Consider the following 19,192-nt stretch of genomic DNA (forward strand, 5'->3'; position numbering starts at 1 on the left):
CTGATGCGACTGGCCGTGTTCGATTGCGACGGGACGCTGGTGGACAGCCAGGCCAACATCCTGCGCGCGATGCATTCCAGCTTTTCGCGCATGGGGCTGGGCGATCCCGACCCGCATGCGGTGCGGCGGGTGGTGGGGCTGAGCCTGGTGGAGGCGATGCAGGCGCTGCTGCCCGAAGCGCCCGCCGACCTGCACGAGCGGCTGGCGGCGGACTACAAGCTGGCGTTCCAGCGCCTGCGCGCCGACCGGCAGCTGGATCCGGAACCGCTGTTCGACGGCGTGCGCGAACTGCTGGACGAGTTGGCCGCGGGTGGCTGGATGCTGGCCGTGGCGACCGGCAAGAGCGACCGGGGCCTGAAGCTGTGCCTGGAACATCATGGGCTGGAAAAGCATTTCATCAGCCTGCAGACGGCCGACCGACATCCTTCGAAGCCCCACCCATCCATGCTGCTGCGCTGCATCGAGGAAGCCGGTGTGGAAGCGGATGCGGCCTTCATCATCGGCGACACGGTGTTCGACATCGGCATGGGCGTGGCGGCTGGCGTGACGGCGCTGGGCGTGGACTGGGGCTATCACGATGCGCATGAGCTGATCGGGGCTGGCGCGGCGGCGGTGGCCAGGGATGCGGCCGATCTGAAGGCGCTGCTGCATGGCTGAACGCCTGCCGCCTTCCGTATGGGATGTCTGGCTGGCGCGCGGCCTGCTGGTGGCCGGGCTGTGGTTTGCGGGCACGGGCCTGTGGGATCTGATCCGCGCCGAGCCTTCGCGGTGGGATGCGATGCTGGTGCATGGCCTGGGGATCGGCGCAGGGACATTATTCCTGGTCGGCGCCTGGCGGATGCGAGCGGCGCTGAGATGGGATCCGCCCGAAGATGACTGAACGCGACCCTGCGGAACTGAGGCTGTGGCTGATGACGCTGATCCGCCTGATCGGGCTGTGCGTCGTGCTCGGCGGAATGTGGCTCGTGGGCCGGGCGCCGCAGACGGGCGGGCCGCTGGGCGGCGGGCTGCTGCTGATGGCGGCCGGCGCCGCCATCGTGCTGTTCGGGCCAAAGCTGCTGAAAGCCCGCTGGAAGTGAAACGCTTCTGGGCGGATGTGAAGGTGGAGGCCGGGGAAGCCGGCCATTCCGTGCGGCTGGACGGCCGGCCGGTAAAGACCCCGAAGGGGTCGCTTCTGGCCTTGCCGTCCGCTGCGCTTGCCGAGGCCGTTGCCGATGAGTGGTGCGCGGTGGAGGGGGAGCTGAAGCCGGCCGACATGCCCCTGACTGGCCTTGCCAATGCCGCGATCGACCTTGTCTCAGCCGACCTTCCGGGCTTTGCCGAGGGGCTGGCGCGCTATTGCGAGAGCGACATGCTCTGCTATCGCGCCGATCATCCGGATCTGCTGGTCGGGCGGCAGCAGGCGCTGTGGCAGCCGATCCTGGACTGGGCTTCGGGCCGGTTCGATATCGGCTTCGAGGTGACGGCGGGCGTGGTGCATGTGGCGCAGCCCGCGCCGACACTTGCGCGGATCGGCGCGGCCTATCGCGGCTTCGGGCCGTTCGAGCTTGCCGCCCTTTCGCCGCTGGTCACGCTGTCGGGTTCCGCAGTGGTGCCGCTGGCGCTGGCGCTGGGCGCGCTTTCCGTGGACGAGGCATGGGACGCCGCGATCCTGGACGAGGCGTTCCAGGCCGAACTGTGGGGCGAGGATGCGCTGGCGGCGGCGAACCGGGCCGACCGGCAGCGCCAGTTCGAAGCGGCTGCCCGTTTTCTGAGGCTTGCGTCTCAAGCGAATTTCGGGCGGTGACAGCCGTGTTCCGGGCCGCTAGGCCGCATGTCGATTTCGGATCTGCAAGGGGATTTCCATGCTGAAGGTGCTGGAAGAGCTGGAGAAGCGGCGTGAGGCCGCACGGCTGGGCGGCGGACAGGCGCGGATCGACGCGCAACACGCCAAGGGCCGCCTGACGGCGCGCGAGCGGCTGGACATCCTGCTGGACGAGGGCAGCTTCGAAGAGCTCGACATGTATGTGGAGCATAACTGCGTCGAGTTCGGGATGGAGAAGACCAAGGTTCCCGGCGATGGTGTGGTGACCGGATCCGGCACCATCAACGGCCGGCTGGTGTTCGTGTTCAGCCAGGATTTCACTGTATTCGGCGGATCCCTTTCCGAACGCCATGCGCAGAAGATCTGCAAGATCATGGACATGGCGATGAAGGTTGGCGCGCCCGTGATCGGCCTGAATGATTCCGGCGGCGCACGCATCCAGGAGGGCGTGGCGAGCCTGGCGGGCTATGCCGAGGTGTTCCAGCGCAACGTGCTGGCATCCGGCGTTGTGCCCCAACTGAGCCTGATCATGGGCCCCTGCGCGGGCGGCGCCGTCTATTCCCCGGCGATGACGGACTTCATCTTCATGGTGAAGGATTCCAGCTACATGTTCGTGACCGGCCCGGATGTGGTGAAAACGGTGACGAACGAGGTGGTGACGCAGGAGGAGCTTGGCGGGGCGATCACGCACAGCACCAAATCCGGTGTGGCCGATCTGGCGCTGGAGGACGACGTGGACGCGCTGCTGAGGGCGCGTGACTTTTTCGACTATCTGCCGCTGAACAACCGGGCGGGGGCGCCGCACCGTGAGAGCGTGGACCCGTTCGACCGCATGATCCCGTCGCTCGACACGCTGGTGCCGCCCAGCGCGACCAAGCCATATGACATGCGGGAACTGATCCGGAAGGTGGCCGACGACGGCGACTTCTTCGAACTGCAGCCAGGCCACGCGGGCAACATCCTGATCGGATTCGCCCGGATCGAGGGGCATACGGTGGGCATCGTGGCCAACCAGCCGATGGTGCTGGCGGGCTGCCTGGACATCAACGCCTCGAAGAAGGCGGGGCGCTTCGTGCGGTTCTGCGATGCCTTCAACATCCCCATCCTCACCTTCGTGGATGTGCCGGGCTTCCTGCCAGGCGTGGCGCAGGAGCATAACGGCATCATCAAGCATGGCGCCAAGCTGCTGTTCGCCTATGCCGAAGCGACGGTGCCGAAGATCACCGTGATCACCCGCAAGGCCTATGGCGGCGCCTATGACGTGATGGCGTCAAAGCATCTGCGCGGCGACCTGAACTATGCCTGGCCGACCGCCGAGATCGCGGTGATGGGCGCGAAGGGCGCGGTGGAGATCATCTTCCGCAAGGACATCGGCGACGCGGAGGCCATCGCCGAGCGGACCAGGGAATATGAAGCGCGCTTCGCCAATCCGTTCGTCGCGGCGAGCATGGGGTTCATCGACGAGGTGATCCTGCCGCACACGACGCGCAAACGGATCGCCGTGGGCCTGCGCAAGCTGCGGACCAAACAGCTTTCCAACCCCTGGAAGAAGCACGACAATATTCCGCTCTAGCCCGGCTTAGCGCTGATCAGTCCCTGAAGGCGCGGCGCAGAAGGAACGCCAGGAACGGGGGCCACAGCAGGAAGCCCAGGATCTTTACCAGTTCCCCGAACTCTGCGGGGGTGGTGCTGAGGGTTCTGCCGCTGGCCCGCACTTCGGTTTCGCCGCTGTCCTTCAGGCGGCAATCGCCCTTCACGTCGCCCGATGGAATCGGCGCGATCATGCGCAACGTGACCACCGCCTTCTGCACCGGGCTGCAGGGCGGCTGCCCGGCCCATGCCACCTGCCCTTTCACCTGTGCCCGACGTTCCAGATTGGGATCGTGGGAGGTGATCAGCAGCGCGGACAGAAGCGTGACGGCAAGGATCAGCAGGCCGACGCGCAAGGGGGCGGTGCCAAAGCCGAGAAGCAGATCATACAGGCGGTAGAACAGGTTGTAGCCGCCCTCCGCCTTCAGGGCGCGGCGGCGCATGTGGCGATAGAGCCGGCGCGAATCCCGATCCCGGCCATTGTCCCTGAGGGTCTGGATGACACCATGATAGGTCGGCACGCTGATGCGTCGGTCGTTCATCAGCAGGCGTTCAAAGGTTTCGGCGCTGCCGGCGCGACGACTGCGCGACGGGCGGCTTCCGTCTGCCGGATCTCCGTCGAGGCGCCAGTGCGAAACCTTGATGTTTTCGAGCCCGAGCGGGTTGGGATAGAGGCTTCCGCCCTGTGCGGCGGGGTGGATCTGAAGCGTCCCGATCGTCGATCCGTTCAGAATTAGCGCGCTGGACCAGCCATCTCCCTGAAAGCTGAGGCCCGAGACCGCGAGCCTGCCGATGCGGCTGTCGATGAGGCGCGCCTGCCCGCCGATACGGGCATAAGTGTCGCCGGCATCGCCACCCTCCGCCAGCAGGAAGGCGCCGCCCACCTGCAGCCCTTCGGCCGCCAGATCGCCATCGAGCACGAGCCCGGTCAGGTCGGCCTCTCCGTCGATGCGGGCCCGTTCCAGATCCAGCCGTGCGACATGCGCCGGCCTGGGCGCAATCGATGAGGAGACGGCCCCTAGCCCGGACCGACGGTGCAGATGGTCCTTCAGTTCATCCAGCGCGGCGACGAGCGCCGACTTCGATTCGGCGGGAGTATCCGGCCGGGACAGGAGGGAATCCAGATCCTTCAGCATTGTCTGCGGCGACCAGGCCCTGAGACATGTTCCGATATGGCTGTCGCGCAGTTCCAGGGCCCCTGTGCACGCAAGACCCGTCAGGTCGATCCGCTCCCGGATACGGGCGCCCGAGAGATTGAGACCCCCTTCGATATTCGTCCAGCCATCGACCCGGCCGGTTCCTGCGACGCCGTCCGAGGCAGCCGTCAGGCTGTAGCAGGCCAGATAATCGGCCTCGATCCCCTGAAGCTCAACGACGACGCGGTCGCTTGCGGCCGGATCGGGCCCGACATTCACGTTCAGCAGGCGGAAGCCGAGATCGACCTTCAGACCATAGCCTTCGATCCGGCCGATGCGGGATCGGGGCTGGTCTGCGCGGAATTCAATCGCGGCGCCCCGGCTGTTGGTGAGTTCCAGTGCACCGCCGATGCGCATGGCCGCCAACCAGAGCCCCCGTTCGAAGCAACCCGAGGACAGGGAAAGCCGGCCGTCGATGTCGAGCGCCAGCATCTGGCTGTGGCGCGTGACCGCGATGCCGTTGGCGCGAAGATCCGCCGGCTGGGCCTTGCCGCCCGGCGAGCCGATCGCCCACCCCTCGAGAAACAGATCTCCGCCGATCCTGGCGCCTTCGAGCGTCGCGCCGCGTTCCGGGCGGATGTCCCGCGCGGTGAGATCGGCGACCACATCGAGGCCGGACGCCGTGAGATAGGTGGCTGACACATTGCGAAGCAGCGCGTAGCCCGTGACCCTGGCATCGCGGATATCCAGCGTTCCGGCAGATTTTACTTGTTCGATCAGCAGGTTGCCACTGACGGACAGGCCCTCCGCCTCGAAGATGGGGGGGCCGCTCATGTCAACCGCACCGCCCAGCCCCATAACGGAGACACGCCGCAGGCGGACGCTGCCGTCCACCCGCACCTGGGTCATCGTGAGCGTTCGGGCAAACCAGCAGTCGCTGATGTCGAGTTCGCCGGGAATGGACGTGTCGGACAGATCCACCGGGCCTTCGAACTGGAAGCCGTGGAGGATCAGCGGGTGTTCGAGCGTCTGTCCGCGCAGGGAGATTTCCCCCACGACGCGGCAGGTTTCTCCGATGCGGAGTTCGTCTGCGAGGACGAGGCGCAGGAATTCGGCGGCGGTAAGCGTGCGGCTGCTCATGGCGTGGCACTCCGCAGCGGGAAATAGGCGAAGGTCAGCCTGTCGGGCGCGATGGGCACCACCGGCAACTGATGTTCCTGCCGGTCCGCCACCATGGCGAGCGCCACGCCGGACCCTGGGCGGCCGGGCGGCACGAGGGTGACGACGATCAGGACGGCCGAGAGTTCGATGCCGTAGAGCATGCGCAGGGAAAAGACATGAGTCAGCCCCTGGGACAGTTCGACCCCCGCCGCGGGCGAATGCCGCAGGAGCGGGCCGATCGCAGTCCCCGCCTGTGACGGAATCGGACCGATGGCGACACGTTCCAGATCGGACAGGGATTCGATCGGGGCGAAGAAGGCGACCGTGCCATCCATTTCACCCTTCAGGCAGCTGCAGAAGGCGCGGCAGTAATCCGCCAGATGGCCGAACTGGCCTGCGGAATCCGCATCCGCCTGCGGGCTGTAAAGATCGGCCCGGGCATGGAAGCAGCCGGACGTGCCGTCGATGGGCACCACGGTCTGGCCGTCCGGGGCCTGCAGATCGACGATGAACAGGCAGGTTCGCACGGCGCGGCCGACGGGAAACCGCAGTTCCAGCAACCAGGCGGTCTTCGAAAGGAGGTGGAGCGGCCGGCGGGTCGCCGTCGAGCCGGGCGCGGTTGCCTGCTCGATATCGAAGCCGAGACATCTGGCTTCGATTTCCCCCAGCGCCTTGCCGAACCAGGCCTTCGCCGCCCTGTTGCCGGATGTCTGGGCCAGCCAGCGTGGCGCCGGAGCCGGCGTTTCCGCTGCGCAAAGGGCCGCGAGTTTCCGGCCTTCGGCCTGCATCGCCTCGTCGGGCAGGCTGGTATAGCGGTGGATCTGTGCGGCATAGCCTTCCGCGAACCCGGACCAGTCGGGCCACGCCTGCCCGCTTTCGCCTTCACCCAAGGATTGCTGCACCATCAAGCCCCCACCCGGCGCCATCCTTCGTTGGCGCACCGGCGGTGTCAAGACATCCGCTCGGGCAGCGAAGCGGATCATGGCAAAGTTCGGGCATGTTGCTGCCCCTTTCCGGTCGCAATCGGGGCCTAGCTCGACAGGGTGATGAACCGCGAGTCCGCCCTGCAGACGCTTGAAGCCAGCCGCGCGCGGCTGGAGAAGGCCATCACCCTTTCGCCGACGGCGAAGCGGGTGCTTTCCTTCGGGCTTTCGGCCGCGATCCTTGCCTATCTGGTGCGCGCGGTTGCGAACATCGGCTGGCGCGAAGTGCTGGACGTGCTGCCCGCCAACCCGCTGTTCTATCTGCTTGTCGCCATGTCCTACATGGCGACGCCGGTGACGGAATATGTGATCTTCCGTCGCTGGTGGCCGCTGACGCCGCGCGCGCTGGCCGTGTTTTCCAAGAAGCGGGTGCTGAACGAGGCGGTGTTCGGCTATTCCGGGGACGCCTATCTGTTCATGTGGGCGAAGAAGGCGCTGGGCGCGCGGGAGGTTGGCGCCGGGCCGCTGGCGGCCGTGAAGGATGTGGCGATCACGTCCGCTCTGGCCGGCAATGTGGCGACGCTGCTGATGCTGGGCCTTGCGCTTTCGATGGGCGGCGGGCCGGCGGTGGAGCAGGCGTTCACCGGCGGTGCGATGCGCTCCGTCGGGTTCGGATTCGCCTTCGTGATTTCGATCAGTCTTGCGATCCTGCTGTTCTCGCGCCGGGTGATGAGCCTGTCCGCGCGGGAAAACACCATCATCTTTCTGCTGCACTGCGCACGGCTGCTGATCGGCTCTGCGCTGTTGCTGCTGGCCTGGATCATCGCCCTGCCCAGCGTGGACGTGGGCACCTGGATCGTTCTGGGCGCGCTGCGCATGGTGGTGACGCGGCTGCCGTTCGTGCCGAACAAGGAGCTGCTGTTCGCAGCGATCGGCGTGACGCTGACTGGTGCGGCGGCACCCGAGGTGGCCGCGCTGATGGCGGCTGCCGGTGCGCTGCACCTGGTGAGCCATGTGATTTCCTATGCGGGGGCATCCTACAGCGAAAGCCGCGGCGACGCCGTGGAAGAAGACAGGCTGCCCAGCGCAGCCGGGAGTATCTGATGCCGAACCGTCTTGCCGCCCTTCTGCTTCTGACCGCTGCCGTCGCCGCGCCCGCAGCCGCCCAGGACATTCTGGGGCCGGATGCCGCCGCCTGCCGGCCGGGTTCCGGCCGGGATGCCGTGCTGCTGACGGTGGACGGGTTCAAGAACCGCGACGGCACGCTGCGCGTTGAGCTGTGGCCCGGCAATGAGCAGGATTTTCTTCGCAACCACCATGAGCTGGTCGCCGAGGGCAAGGCCTATCAACGGGTGACGGTGCCGGTGCCCAGGAGTGGCGCGGCGCAGGTGTGCGTGCCGCTGCCCGGCCCCGGCCTGTATGCGCTGGGCGCCTTCCATTCCCCGGCCGGGGTGCGGAAGTTCAACTACAAGGACGACGGCGCCACCTTCACGCGGAATCCGCGGGTGGGAATCTTCAACACGAAGCCGAAGGCCTCGGACGTGGCCATGAAGTTCAACAACGGGCTGAGCGAAGCCCATGTGACGCTCAACTATCTGAGGGGGCTTGGTTTCCGGCCCATTCCCAAAGACGAACTTCCCTCGAACGGAAACCGCTAGGGGCATCCATGCATATTGTCGACGTTGCCGAATTCTATGCGCCGCTGGGCGGCGGGGTGAAGACCTACATCGACGCGAAGCTGGCCTTCGGGCACCAGACCGGCGTAAAGGTCAGCGTGATCGCGCCCGGCCCGGAAGACCGGGTCGAAGCCCGCGATGGCGGACAGGTGATCTATGTGAAGGCGCCGGCAATCCCCGTTGACCGCCGTTATCATGTGTTCTGGAAGGCCGCCCCTGTCCTGAAGCTGCTGGACGAGCTGAAGCCCGATGTGGTGGAGGCATCCTCGCCGTTTCGCGGGGCCTGGATCGTCGCCAACTGGCAGGGCCGCACCGCGAGCCTGGCCCACAAGGCGTTGTTCATGCATGCCGATCCGGTCGCGGCCCATCTGCAGGTGTGGACGCAGGACTATCTGAAGGCCGACACCGTCGACAAGGCTGCCTTCTGGTACTGGCGCTATCTGGCCCGCACCGCGCGCCGCTTCGACAGCGTGATCGTGGGCAGCCGCTGGTTCGGCCAACGGATCGAGCGCCAGGCCGGCATCCGGTCGGAACTTATCCCGCTGGGCGTGGACACCACCCTGTTCCACCCGCGCAAGCGCGACGCCGAATTGCGCCGCCAGATGCTGGCCGAATTCGGCCTGCCGCCATCCGCCCGGTTGCTGGTGGGCGTGGGACGCCACCACCACGAGAAGCAGTGGCCGGTCGTGTTCGGCGCTGTCGGTGCGCTGAAGGACGAAGGCGTGGCCATGGTGCAGATCGGCAACGGCTTCGCGAACGAACGTGTGACCCGCGCGGCCGAGGCCGCCGGGAATGTGCGGCTGATGGGCCATATCGGGGATCGTCAGCAACTGGCGCGCATCCTGGCTTCGGCCGATGCGATGATCCACGGCAGCCGCGCCGAAACCTTCGGCCTGGTGGCCAGCGAAGGCCTGGCGACCGGAATTCCGCTGATCCTGCCCGCCGAAGGCGGCTGCACGGATGCCGCCGATCCGGCCTGGGCCGAACTTTACGAACCCGGCAACGCCATGGCTGCCCGTGACGCCATCCACCGGCTGTTCAACCGCAACCCGGATCAGTTGCGCGTGGCTGCCATCGGCGCGCGCCACACCCACATCTCCACACCCGCCCAGCATTTCGAGCGGCTGTTCGCGCTCTACCGCGACAACTCGACGCCGGTGCTGACCACGCAATCGAGCGGGCAAGGCGTTCCTTCAGGCGTGCGTCAGGCCGCCTGACTTCCTGCGGACGGCGGCAGCGGAATGGGCGGCGCGCGCCCTTCCGCTGCCGATGCGCCGGTTGCGGCTATTCAGCGGCCTGCGCCAGTTCGACACCGCTCGGCGCGAGCGGACGGAACTGAAGCGTGCCATCGGCCAGTGGATCCTGGTGGATCGATTGCCGATCCCGCAGATAATCCTGCGTGTCACGCCAGGGATCGGTGCCGGACTGGCGCGGCAGCGTTTCCATCGCGCGCTGGACATAGCCCGAATTCAGCAGCAGCGGCTCGTCCTCGACCGCGACCTTGCGTTCGGGCACGGCAATGGGCGTTGCCGGATTGTCGAGCGCGTTGAGCAGCCGGCACGCATATTCGCAGGTGAGGTCGGCGCGCAAAGTCCATGAGGCGTTGAAGTAGCCGAACACATAGACGAGGTTGGGCACCCCTTCGAGCATCATGCCGCGATAGAGATAGCGATCATTCGGGCGGACTTCCCTGCCATCGACGAGGACCTTCGCGCCGCCCAGCACCTGCAGGCGCAGGCCGGTCGCCTTCACGATGATGTCGGCATCGATCCGCTGGCCGGATTTCAGCACGATCCCCTTCGCATCGAAATGATCGACATGATCCGTCACGATGCTGGCCGAACCGGCCTTCACGGCGTTGAAGAAATCACTGTCTGGGACCAGGCAGAGGCGCTGATCCCACACATTGTAGCTGGGCTGGAAGTGGGCCTTCACCACATCTTCCGGCAGTTCCTTCAGCAGCATGTCGGTCACCCGCTTGTTGACCTTCTGCGGATTCTTACGGGTCTGCTTGAAGAAGAAGTTCTGGAACAGGACATTGCGCCAGCGCACCAGATTATAGGCCATCATCGGCGGCAGAATGCGGCGCAGGAAATTGGCGACCCTGTCTTCTGCCGGGCGGGAGATCATCCAGGTGGGGGAACGCTGCAGCATGGTCACATGGGCGGCATCACGAGCGACAACGGGGACGATGGTGACGGCAGTGGCCCCGGAACCGATCACGACGACCCGCTTGTTGCGGTAATCCACATCCGACCGCCAGTGCTGGGCGTGGAAGACGGGGCCGGCAAAGCTTTCCTCGCCGTCGAAGTGCGGGTTGTGCGGGTTGTCGTAGCTGTAATAGCCGGCCGCCATCAGCAACATCCGGCAGGAAAAGCGGCGCTGCCCCTCCGGCGTGTCGGCCGTGACCGTCCAGCGGCCGGTGCTGCTGTCGAAGCTCGCCTCGCTGACCTTGTGGCGAAAGCGGATGTGGCGGTCGATACCGGCTTCGCGCGCCGTCTCGTTCACATATTTCAGGATCTGCGGGCCATCCGCGATGGCTTTCTGTTCCGTCCAGGGCCGGAAATTGTAGCCCAGCGTGAACATGTCGGAATCGGACCGGATGCCCGGATAGCGGAACAGATCCCAGGTGCCGCCGATCGCCTCGCGCGCCTCAAGGATGGTGAAACTCTTGCCCTTGCACTTGTCCTGCAGGTGCCAGGCGGCCCCGATGCCGCTCAACCCTGCGCCGACAATGACGACATCGAAGCTTTCCATCCCGGACTTCCTTCCACTTCCCCTTCCCGTCAGGGTGTCATGCGGAGTCGGGCTCCGCAAGTCTGGCACTTGGCGCAGGGCCGGCTTGATGGCAGACTGCCGAGTCGGGAGGGAAAGCGCCGGCGTGGGAGCCGTCGCTTTCCAGGGAGAACTTGTATGGGAGCAGCTGTTCGCGCGCTGCTTGCAGCGCTTGTGCTGGCCATGTGCCCCCCGCCGCTGGCGGCGCGGGAGGTTCCGACAACGCGCGGTGCCGCCGAGTCCCCTGAGGCACGGACGGCCGTGAAGCGCATCGCCCGGCTGATCCGGGCGCATTTCTTCGATGCCGAACGGGCCACCAGAATCGCGAACAGCCTTGAGGCGGAGGCCGCATCGGGCCGGTTCGATGGCTTCGACGACCCGCGTGACCTTGCCTATGCGCTGACAAAGCGGCTGTCTGCCGAGGATCGGCATTTCGCGATCAGCTGGGCGCCGCGCGGCCAGGGGGCCGGAACAACCGTCGCGGCGCTGGCGCCCGTGGATACGGCGCGTGTGAACCATGGCTTCGTGGAAACGGCGGTGCTGGCCGGCGGCGTCGGCTATGTGAAGCTGGATCTGTTCGCCCATTTCGATGGGCCGGGAAGCCCGCAGCAGGCCGCGGCGGATGCCGCCATGCAGTTCGTGGGCGGCACGCCCAGCCTGATCATCGACTTGCGCGACAATGGGGGCGGATCGCCCAACATGGTGGGCTATCTGGTGCAGCAGTTCGTGGCGGAACCGGCGAAGGTGGCAAGCATGTTCCGCAACCGGCACGGGCCGGATGGGTTCGAAATCTCGCCCGTGGCTTCGGTGCTTCCGAAACGGCTGGACACGCCGCTGTTCATCCTGGTGAGCGCGCGGACCGGCAGTTCCGCCGAGGCGCTGGCCTATACGCTGCAGGCGGCGGGGCGGGCCGTGATCGTGGGCGAGCGCACCGGCGGCGCGGCCAATCCGGGCAGCGTGCGGCAGACGCCGGACGGCTTTTCGATCTTCATTTCGGGGGGAACGCCCGTGAACCCGATCACGGGCACCAATTGGGAAGGCCATGGGGTGACGCCAGATGTGGAGGTGCCGCAGGCCGACGCGCTTCGCACCGCGCAGATCCTGGCGCTTGAGGCCGAAGGACGCCAGCTTCCGCCCGAGGCCCGGCTGATACTGGAAACCCTGAAGGCGGATGCGCGTGGCCTGCCGGCCGATCCCGGGCTGGTCGGGCGCTATGGCGACCTGCTGATCGCCGGCGATGGCAGGGCCCTGCATCTGCTGCAGGGCCGGCGGCCCGCACGAACGCTTGTGCCGCTGGAATCCGGCCGCTTCAGCCTTCTGGAAGATCCGGGCGTGCGGTTCGCAATCGAGCGGCAGCCCGGCACGGGCGAAATCACGGCCCTTGTGAAAACCCTGCCGGGCGGCGGCGAAGTGCGCTTCCCCCGGATCCAGGAGATGGCGGCAACCCTGCCTTGAACGCGTGCCTGCCCCCGTTCGAGGCCGAGCTGTGGCAATGGACGGGCCATTCCGGCTGGCATTTCGTGACGCTGCCAGCCGAGCATTCGGACAGTATACGCCTGCAAGGCTTTCTGGCGCCACGCGGCTGGGGATCCGTCCGGGTCAGGGCCACGTCCGGGGGTGTCGAATGGGACACGTCCGTCTTTCCGGACCGGTCGAGCGGTTCCTATATCCTGCCGGTGAAAGCGGACGTCAGGCGAAGGCTGGATATCCGCGCAGGCGACCGGATTCCGCTGGAGCTGATGCTGAGGGACCAGGCGATGATCTGATCCGCCGCGCAGGCTTGCAGGGTCGCTTTCGCCTGATATTCTGCTACCAGATGACGACCGATCGCAGCCCCGGCCCCCGGCGCCACTTCCTGGAACCGGTCCGCAGGCAGCCGGATACCCGGCAGGCGGAGGCGCAGCGCATACGACGGAGAAACTGGCTGTTTGCATGGCTGGTGGCGATCGGGTTAGGTGTGTTCATCGGGCTGATGCTGCCGAGTCCACGGTTGCCGGCCGGCGAGGGGCAGCCGACGCCGATCTACAACCCCGATTCCCCCCGGAAGAGGCGCGCGGACACGCCGATTTCGCAACCGGCGAGCGGGACTGGGACAGGGTCAGCGCAGAGCGGAGGAGAGTCGAGGGGGACCAGGGCCGTTTCCTTCGGCTTCTGCGCGGGGCGGTCAGGCAACGACTGCGTCATTGATGGCGACACTTTCATTCTGGACGGCCACATCATCCGACTGGCCGGCATCGACACCCCGGAAATCGGCGGCGCGCGATGCCCGGACGAACGGGCCCGGGGGGAGGCGGCCGAGCAGCGGCTGCACCAGATCCTGAACAGCGGACCGGTGCAGCTGGTGACGGCCGGTGACCGGGACCGGGACCGCTATGACCGGCTGCTGCGCGATGCGCTGGTGGCTGGCCAGTCGGTATCGGAGCAGCTTGTCGCCGAAGGGCATGCCCGCCGCTGGCAGGGCAGAAAGGAAAGCTGGTGCTGAGCGGGGCCTAGAAGCCGGCGCGAAGGAAGATCGCCGGCCCGGCGAACTGGTAGCGCACCTGTCCGTTCCAGTCTGGCCTGCGCACACGCACCCGATAATCGACGAAACGATAGGATGTGCCGACATCGAGGTTTCGATGCAGCGAATAGGACAATGACGCCTCGCTGTTGATCAGGCGGCCGCTGTAATCATCGATTCCAAGCGACAGCCAGTCGACGCGGCCGAACAGCGTCCATCGGCGGCCGGGTTCCCACTGACCGAAGGCGCCGATGGTGGGAAGCGGCGCGAAAAGCCGCCGGCTTTCCCGGCGGAAGCGGAGGGGGCCGCCGGAAACCTGCCCTTCACCTTCCAGAAAAAGTCCGAAATCGGTGGCGTGCAAGCCAATCCCGGCGCCGATCTCCAGACGGTCGCGCTGGAACAGCAGGTTGCCGATCGTCAGCCGATAAACGTCGGAATCGACCCCTGCCCCGATGCGGGCGCTGACAGGAAACGTCGTCTCGCCGAAGCTGATGTCCTTTTCCAGCGACGCCTGGGTTCGTCTGGACAGGCTGTAATACTGGCCCTGGACGACCCAGTCGTCGTTGATGCGCCAACCCAGTTCGAGCGCGGGAAGGATCTGTGACCGGTCGAGCTTCAGATCCTCTTCGAAATCGATGCTGGTTCCCAATGAACCGCTGTTCGTCGCGGCGCGCGCCGAACTGCCGACCCCGGCGAAATAGGCTTCGACACGCAGGGACAGCTTGTCGTCGAAGCGCTGGGCCGCTGCAGGGGCCTGCGTCAAGGCGGCGACGGCGATCGAAGCCAGGCCAGATACGGCTCGATTCCGGAAGATTGGCATCTTGAAAGCTTAGGGCCGTGCGTCCGCAGTCTCAAGATCGACTAGGCGTAGTTGAAGCTGACACTGATCCGTTCGGCCTTCGCGCGACCTTGCGGCACCTCGTGGCGAAGCCAGCTTTCCCAGAGCAGGACAGTGCCGGGCGCGGGTTCCAGGTAGACGAAGGGGCGGGTTTCGGCCGGTGCGTCGGGGGTTCGCCCCGGTGCGGCCATCATCATCTGAAGCCGCGGATCCTCGATTTTCAGCGCGCCTGCGCCGGGCGGCACCTCCACATAGACGGTGCCGGAAATGAGGCTGTGCGGATGGATGTGGCCGGTGTGCCCGCCGCCGGGCTTCAGGATGTTCACCCACAGGCTGTCGAGCCGGGGCTTTCGGCCGCCCAGATCCATGTGGGCGGCTTCGACGAAGGCGCGAACATGGGGCGCAAGCCGTTTCGCCAGAAGGGCGAAGGCCGGATCGCGGATCTGCAGATCGTTCAGGGAGGCGTAGCTGGTGTAGCCCGGATAGCCGTTTTCCCGGCACCAGCGCCGACCGGCGGAATCCTCTGCCGCCAGACTGCGGGCGCTGTGCGCCAGATCGGCGATCAGCGACGCATCCCCGATATCGCCCTGATAGACCGGCGTGGGGAAAAGTTGGTGAACGGGCATCTGCGGCTTCCCACGCGGGCGCCATCCGGCTGGATGGGATGGCGGCACTGGCTCCCCGGGCAGGATTCGAACCTGCGACCGTCCGATTAACAGTCGGATGCTCTACCGCTGAGCTACCGAGGAATGCCTGTGCGGAGGGCGCGCTATAGTGCGGGCATTCGCAGGGCGCAAGCGGGCAATGTGCTGTTTCGGCCACATTGACCCGGGGCAATGCACCCCTCACCTGTTGCGCATGTTCGTCTTTCATCCGGGATATGCCGCGCCTCTGCCGGAAGGGCATCGCTTCCCGATGTCGAAATATGAAGCGACCCGCGACGCGCTGGCAGCGGCAGGTGTTTCCTTCGCCGAACCTGCGGAGGCCCCGCGAGAGCTGATCCTGGGCACGCACCTGGCGGGTTATGTTGATTCGGTGATCGAGGCCCGGGTGGATCCGGCGATCGAGCGGCGGATCGGCTTTCCCGTGACGCCCGCCGTCGCACGCCGGTCGCGGCTGTCGGTTGGCGGCAGCTGGGCGGCGGCCCTTCATGCACTGGCGCATGGCTTTGCCGCCAATGTGGCCGGCGGATCGCACCATGCGATGCCTGATGGCGGGGCGGGGTTCTGCGTGCTGAACGACCTGGCGATCGTGGCGGCCGGATTGATCGACGAGGGGCATGTGCGCCGCCTGCTGGTGATCGATCTGGACGTGCATCAGGGCGACGGCACGGCCGAATGCCTGAAGACACGGCCCGGCGCCTTTACATTTTCGATCCATGCCGAACGGAACTTTCCCGTGCGCAAGGCGCAATCCAGCCGGGATGTCGGCCTGGCGGACGGAACCGACGACGCCGGCTATCTTGCGGCGCTGTCGGCCGAGCTTCCCGGTCTGTTCCAGGCCGCGCGGCCGGAGCTGGTGCTGGTGCAGGCCGGGGTCGATCCGCACATGGACGACCGGCTGGGCAGGCTGCGGCTGAGCGACGCAGGCCTGATCGCGCGTGACGCGATGGTGCGGGACGCCTGCCGTTCGGCGGGGGTGCCGATGCTGGCGACGCTGGGCGGCGGATATGATTCCGATGTGCAGCGCCTGGGCCATCGCCATGCACGCAGCCTGCTGACGCTGGCCGGCCTTTATAATGCAGCCAGCGGGCCCGGGTATGAAGGCTGGTAGAAAATCCTGTTGGAGAGGCCCTGGGAACCGGCGTAAAGCGACTGCAACAAGCAAGGCGACGGAAAGCGAGCTCGATGGCGACTGCCGTTAAGGCCCCTGCCCAGGATGGCGGGACAGACGTGGGTATGATCCAGAAGGAATCGGTGGTTGTGCGCTTCGCCGGGGATTCCGGCGACGGCATGCAGCTGACGGGGGGACAGTTCACCCTTTCGACCGCGCTGGCCGGAAACGACCTGGCGACCTTCCCCGACTTTCCGGCGGAAATCCGCGCCCCGCAGGGCACGCTGTTCGGGGTTTCAGCCTTCCAGATCAATTTCGGCTCCACCCGGATCGAAACCGCGGGCGACCAGCCGGACGTGCTGATCGCCATGAACCCGGCGGCGCTGAAGACCAACCTTCCGCAGCTTCGCAAAGGCGGCCTGATCATCGCGGACAGCGGTGAGTTCGGGGAGCGCAACCTGAAGAAGGCGCATTACGAGGCCAATCCGCTGGAGGATGGCAGCCTGGACCCCTGGCAGCTTCTGGCGTTCGACATTTCGAAGCAGACGCTGGAATCGGTGAAGCCCTTCGGCCTTGGCAACAAGGACGCGCTTCGCTGCAAGAACATGTGGACGCTGGGGCTGGCGCTGTGGATGTTCGGCCGGGACCGCGAGCCTCTGATCGACTGGCTGAAGGTGAAATTCAGCAAGGACGAGGTGCTGCGCGACGCGAACATCGCGGCGCTGAACGCGGGCCATGCCTATGGCGAGACAGCCGAGATCTCCGGCCCGCTGAAGCAGTTCCGTCTGGCCCCGGCCGAAGCGGCCCCCGGCCTTTACCGCACCATCACCGGCGCAGACGCCATCGCGCTTGGGCTGGTGGCGGGCGCCCAGCTTTCCGGGCTGCCGATGTTCTTCGGCGGCTATCCCATCACGCCGGCTTCCGCGATTCTGCATTCGCTGGCGAAGATGCGCGAGTTCGACGTGACGACCTTCCAGGCAGAAGACGAGATCGCCGCCATCGGGGCGACGATCGGCGCCGCCTGGGCGGGCCATCTGGCCGTGACGTCTTCGTCCGGTCCGGGGATCGCGCTGAAATCCGAAGCGATGGGCCTGGCGGTGATGACCGAACTGCCGCTGGTGATCGTGAATTCGCAGCGCGGCGGCCCTTCCACCGGGCTGCCGACCAAGACGGAGCAGTCCGATCTCTATCAGGCCGTCTATGGCCGCAATGGCGACACGCCGATGCCCGTTATCGCATCGCGCAGCCCCGCCGATTGTTTCGAGGTGACGATCGAGGCCTGCCGGCTTGCGCTGCAGTTCATGACGCCCGTGATGCTGCTGACTGACGGCTACATCGCCAACGCCGCAGAGCCCTGGCGCGTGCCCGACATGGATGACTTCGAGGCCTTCCCGGTGCAGTTCCATACCGAGGTTCCCGCCGAAGGGGCGAAGTTCAACCCCTTCCTACGTGACCCCGAGACCCTGAAGCGGGTGTGGGTGAAGCCGGGAACGCCGGGGCTGATGCACCGCATCGGCGGCATCGAGAAGAGCTTTGCCACCGGCAATATCGATTATTCGGCCGAGAACCACCAGCGCATGACCGACACGCGCAAGGCGAAGATCGACGGTATTGCGAACTTCATCCCGGATCAGGTGGTGGAAGTGGGCAGCGATCACGGCCCGCTCGTCGTGGTGGGCTGGGGTTCCACCTATGGCCCGATCCGGCAGGCGGTGGATCTGGTGCGGAGCAAGGGCCATGACGTGGCGCATGTGCATATCCGCCACCTGTGGCCCTTCCCGAAGAACCTGGGCGAACTGCTGAAGCGCTATGACCGGATCCTGGTGCCGGAAATGAACACCGGCCAGCTGAAGACGCTGCTGCGCGACCAGTTCCTGGTGGACGCAAAGCCGCTGAACAAGGTTTCCGGCCAGCCCTTCCGAATTGCCGAGATCGAGGCCGCCATCCTGGGGATGCTGAACCAATGAACGAGATCACGAAGATCGTGCCCGCGACGAAGCCGGACGACTGGGCTTCCGACCAGGAAGTGCGCTGGTGCCCCGGCTGCGGCGACTATGCCATCCTGAAGGCGGTGCAGCGCACCATGCCGGAACTTGGCGTGGAGCCACACAACACCGTGTTCATTTCCGGCATCGGTTGTTCCAGCCGCTTCCCCTATTACATGGAAACCTATGGCTTCCACACGATCCACGGCCGCGCGCCGACGATCGCGACGGGTGTGAAGCTGGCGAACCCGAAGCTGGACGTGTGGCTGATCACCGGCGACGGCGACGGGCTTTCGATCGGCGGCAACCATATGCTGCACCTGATCCGGCGCAACCTAGATTGCCAGGTGCTGCTGTTCAACAACGAGATCTACGGCCTGACCAAGGGACAATATTCGCCCACCTCGCGCACGGGAACCCGTTCGCCCACCTCGCCCACTGGATCGCTGGAATCGCCGGTGAAGCCCTGCGCCTTTGCCCTTGGGGCCGGCGGCCGCTTCGTGGCGCGCACGATCGACACCGCGCAGAAGCACATGCCCGACGTTCTGAAGCGGGCCCATGCCAACAAGGGCACCAGCTTCGTCGAGATCTATCAGAACTGCGTCGTCTATAACGACGGCGCGTTCGACCAGTTCACCGAGAAGAAACAGGCGCCGCAGACCCAGATCTGGCTGGAGCATGGGAAGCCGATGCTGTTCGCCAACGGCTCGAAGGGCCTGAAACTGAACCGCGAGACGCTGCGGCTGGAAGTGGTGGACGTGGTGGACGGCGACATCTCGCAGGTGATCGTGCATGACGAGACGAACAAATCCGTCGCCAACATGCTGATCGACATGCCCTTCCCCGAGTTTCCCGTGGCGCTGGGCGTGATATACTGCGATCCGGCCCCCAGCTTCGACGAAGCCATGTCCGCGCAGGAAACGAAGCTGAAGGCCGGCAAGACGGCGGATCTCAACGCGCTGCTGCGGCGTGGGCAGAGCTGGGAAGTGAAATAGGGCAACAGGCAAGGCGCCCCCCCTTTCACGGGGCGA

General features: G+C 66.1%; 19 protein-coding genes and 1 tRNA gene. 14 read left to right on the forward strand and 6 right to left on the reverse strand.

Features of this window, described 5'->3' with window-relative positions; genetic code table 11:
• The first annotated feature begins 3 nt into the window (after nucleotides 1–3).
• From ACW9TV_RS12215 to ACW9TV_RS12235, 5 genes are read left to right on the forward strand one after another with little or no spacing between them, the layout of a single operon-like run.
• Nucleotides 4–657, forward strand: a complete 654-nt coding sequence (locus ACW9TV_RS12215) for an HAD-IA family hydrolase (protein WP_494303740.1) — start codon at nucleotides 4–6, stop codon at nucleotides 655–657.
• Complete coding sequence (locus ACW9TV_RS12220; RefSeq protein WP_494303741.1) at nucleotides 650–880, forward strand: hypothetical protein; 231 nt, start codon at nucleotides 650–652, stop codon at nucleotides 878–880. Before ACW9TV_RS12215 ends, ACW9TV_RS12220 begins: the two co-directional genes overlap by 8 nt.
• Nucleotides 873–1,079: a hypothetical protein gene (locus ACW9TV_RS12225; protein WP_494303742.1), complete on the forward strand. Its 207-nt coding sequence runs from the start codon at nucleotides 873–875 to the stop codon at nucleotides 1,077–1,079. The genes ACW9TV_RS12220 and ACW9TV_RS12225 overlap by 8 nt, the downstream gene beginning before the upstream one ends.
• Nucleotides 1,076–1,786, forward strand: a complete 711-nt coding sequence (locus ACW9TV_RS12230) for an ATP12 family chaperone protein (RefSeq protein ID WP_494303743.1) — start codon at nucleotides 1,076–1,078, stop codon at nucleotides 1,784–1,786. Before ACW9TV_RS12225 ends, ACW9TV_RS12230 begins: the two co-directional genes overlap by 4 nt.
• A 58-nt stretch (nucleotides 1,787–1,844) precedes the next feature.
• Nucleotides 1,845–3,377 carry an acyl-CoA carboxylase subunit beta gene (locus tag ACW9TV_RS12235; protein ID WP_494303744.1) on the forward strand — a complete coding sequence of 511 codons (1,533 nt, stop codon included), beginning with the start codon at nucleotides 1,845–1,847 and terminating at the stop codon, nucleotides 3,375–3,377.
• 16 nt (nucleotides 3,378–3,393) lie between these two features.
• Here ACW9TV_RS12235 and ACW9TV_RS12240 read toward each other — a convergent pair whose 3' ends face one another.
• On the reverse strand, nucleotides 3,394–5,670 hold the full coding sequence (locus ACW9TV_RS12240; protein ID WP_494303745.1) for a hypothetical protein: 2,277 nt from the start codon (nucleotides 5,668–5,670) through the stop codon (nucleotides 3,394–3,396).
• A complete protein-coding gene (locus ACW9TV_RS12245; protein ID WP_494303746.1) occupies nucleotides 5,667–6,596 on the reverse strand; it encodes a hypothetical protein in 930 nt (309 codons plus the stop codon). The genes ACW9TV_RS12240 and ACW9TV_RS12245 overlap by 4 nt, the downstream gene beginning before the upstream one ends.
• A 141-nt stretch (nucleotides 6,597–6,737) precedes the next feature.
• Between ACW9TV_RS12245 and ACW9TV_RS12250 the strand changes: the two genes are divergently transcribed.
• Genes ACW9TV_RS12250 through ACW9TV_RS12260 form a run of 3 tightly spaced genes read left to right on the forward strand, consistent with a single transcriptional unit; the run spans nucleotide 6,738 to nucleotide 9,507 of the window.
• Nucleotides 6,738–7,718 carry a hypothetical protein gene (locus ACW9TV_RS12250; RefSeq protein ID WP_494303747.1) on the forward strand — a complete coding sequence of 327 codons (981 nt, stop codon included), beginning with the start codon at nucleotides 6,738–6,740 and terminating at the stop codon, nucleotides 7,716–7,718.
• The gene (locus ACW9TV_RS12255) at nucleotides 7,718–8,272 is read left to right on the forward strand and encodes a DUF2141 domain-containing protein (RefSeq protein ID WP_494303748.1); all 555 of its coding nucleotides are present in this window, start codon (nucleotides 7,718–7,720) and stop codon (nucleotides 8,270–8,272) included. The genes ACW9TV_RS12250 and ACW9TV_RS12255 overlap by 1 nt, the downstream gene beginning before the upstream one ends.
• Before the next feature lie 8 nt (nucleotides 8,273–8,280).
• The gene (locus ACW9TV_RS12260) at nucleotides 8,281–9,507 is read left to right on the forward strand and encodes a glycosyltransferase (RefSeq protein ID WP_494303749.1); all 1,227 of its coding nucleotides are present in this window, start codon (nucleotides 8,281–8,283) and stop codon (nucleotides 9,505–9,507) included.
• 67 nt (nucleotides 9,508–9,574) lie between these two features.
• Here ACW9TV_RS12260 and ACW9TV_RS12265 read toward each other — a convergent pair whose 3' ends face one another.
• A complete protein-coding gene (locus ACW9TV_RS12265) occupies nucleotides 9,575–11,047 on the reverse strand; it encodes a flavin-containing monooxygenase (RefSeq protein ID WP_494303750.1) in 1,473 nt (490 codons plus the stop codon).
• Between the two features lie 156 nt (nucleotides 11,048–11,203).
• Between ACW9TV_RS12265 and ACW9TV_RS12270 the strand changes: the two genes are divergently transcribed.
• The 3 genes from ACW9TV_RS12270 to ACW9TV_RS12280 are packed head-to-tail and all read left to right on the forward strand — an operon-like array spanning nucleotide 11,204 to nucleotide 13,547.
• Nucleotides 11,204–12,520: a S41 family peptidase gene (locus tag ACW9TV_RS12270; protein WP_494303751.1), complete on the forward strand. Its 1,317-nt coding sequence runs from the start codon at nucleotides 11,204–11,206 to the stop codon at nucleotides 12,518–12,520.
• Nucleotides 12,517–12,831 (forward strand): DUF1905 domain-containing protein, encoded by a 315-nt coding sequence (locus tag ACW9TV_RS12275; RefSeq protein ID WP_494303752.1) that lies wholly within the window; start codon nucleotides 12,517–12,519, stop codon nucleotides 12,829–12,831. Before ACW9TV_RS12270 ends, ACW9TV_RS12275 begins: the two co-directional genes overlap by 4 nt.
• 50 nt (nucleotides 12,832–12,881) lie before the next feature.
• The gene (locus tag ACW9TV_RS12280; RefSeq protein ID WP_494303753.1) at nucleotides 12,882–13,547 is read left to right on the forward strand and encodes a thermonuclease family protein; all 666 of its coding nucleotides are present in this window, start codon (nucleotides 12,882–12,884) and stop codon (nucleotides 13,545–13,547) included.
• A gap of 7 nt (nucleotides 13,548–13,554) precedes the next feature.
• On the opposite strand, the gene ACW9TV_RS12285 is transcribed toward ACW9TV_RS12280, so the two are convergent.
• The 3 genes from ACW9TV_RS12285 to ACW9TV_RS12295 form a co-directional block, all read right to left on the reverse strand.
• Nucleotides 13,555–14,385: a hypothetical protein gene (locus ACW9TV_RS12285; protein WP_494303754.1), complete on the reverse strand. Its 831-nt coding sequence runs from the start codon at nucleotides 14,383–14,385 to the stop codon at nucleotides 13,555–13,557.
• A 41-nt stretch (nucleotides 14,386–14,426) separates the two neighbouring features.
• A complete protein-coding gene (locus ACW9TV_RS12290; RefSeq protein ID WP_494303755.1) occupies nucleotides 14,427–15,029 on the reverse strand; it encodes a TIGR02466 family protein in 603 nt (200 codons plus the stop codon).
• 48 nt (nucleotides 15,030–15,077) lie between these two features.
• A tRNA-Asn gene (locus ACW9TV_RS12295) sits at nucleotides 15,078–15,152 on the reverse strand.
• Nucleotides 15,153–15,261: 109 nt separating this feature from the next.
• Here ACW9TV_RS12295 and ACW9TV_RS12300 point away from each other — a divergent pair.
• The 3 genes from ACW9TV_RS12300 to ACW9TV_RS12310 all read left to right on the forward strand — a co-directional run bounded on the left by ACW9TV_RS12300 (nucleotide 15,262) and on the right by ACW9TV_RS12310 (nucleotide 19,156).
• Nucleotides 15,262–16,176, forward strand: coding sequence for a histone deacetylase family protein (locus ACW9TV_RS12300; RefSeq protein ID WP_494303756.1), 915 nt, complete (start codon nucleotides 15,262–15,264; stop codon nucleotides 16,174–16,176).
• 74 nt (nucleotides 16,177–16,250) lie between these two features.
• Nucleotides 16,251–18,143, forward strand: coding sequence for a 2-oxoacid:acceptor oxidoreductase subunit alpha (locus ACW9TV_RS12305; protein ID WP_494303757.1), 1,893 nt, complete (start codon nucleotides 16,251–16,253; stop codon nucleotides 18,141–18,143).
• Nucleotides 18,140–19,156: a 2-oxoacid:ferredoxin oxidoreductase subunit beta gene (locus tag ACW9TV_RS12310; RefSeq protein ID WP_494303758.1), complete on the forward strand. Its 1,017-nt coding sequence runs from the start codon at nucleotides 18,140–18,142 to the stop codon at nucleotides 19,154–19,156. Before ACW9TV_RS12305 ends, ACW9TV_RS12310 begins: the two co-directional genes overlap by 4 nt.
• Nucleotides 19,157–19,192: the final 36 nt, after the last annotated feature.

Source organism: Sandaracinobacter sp. T42, from assembly GCF_059115405.1.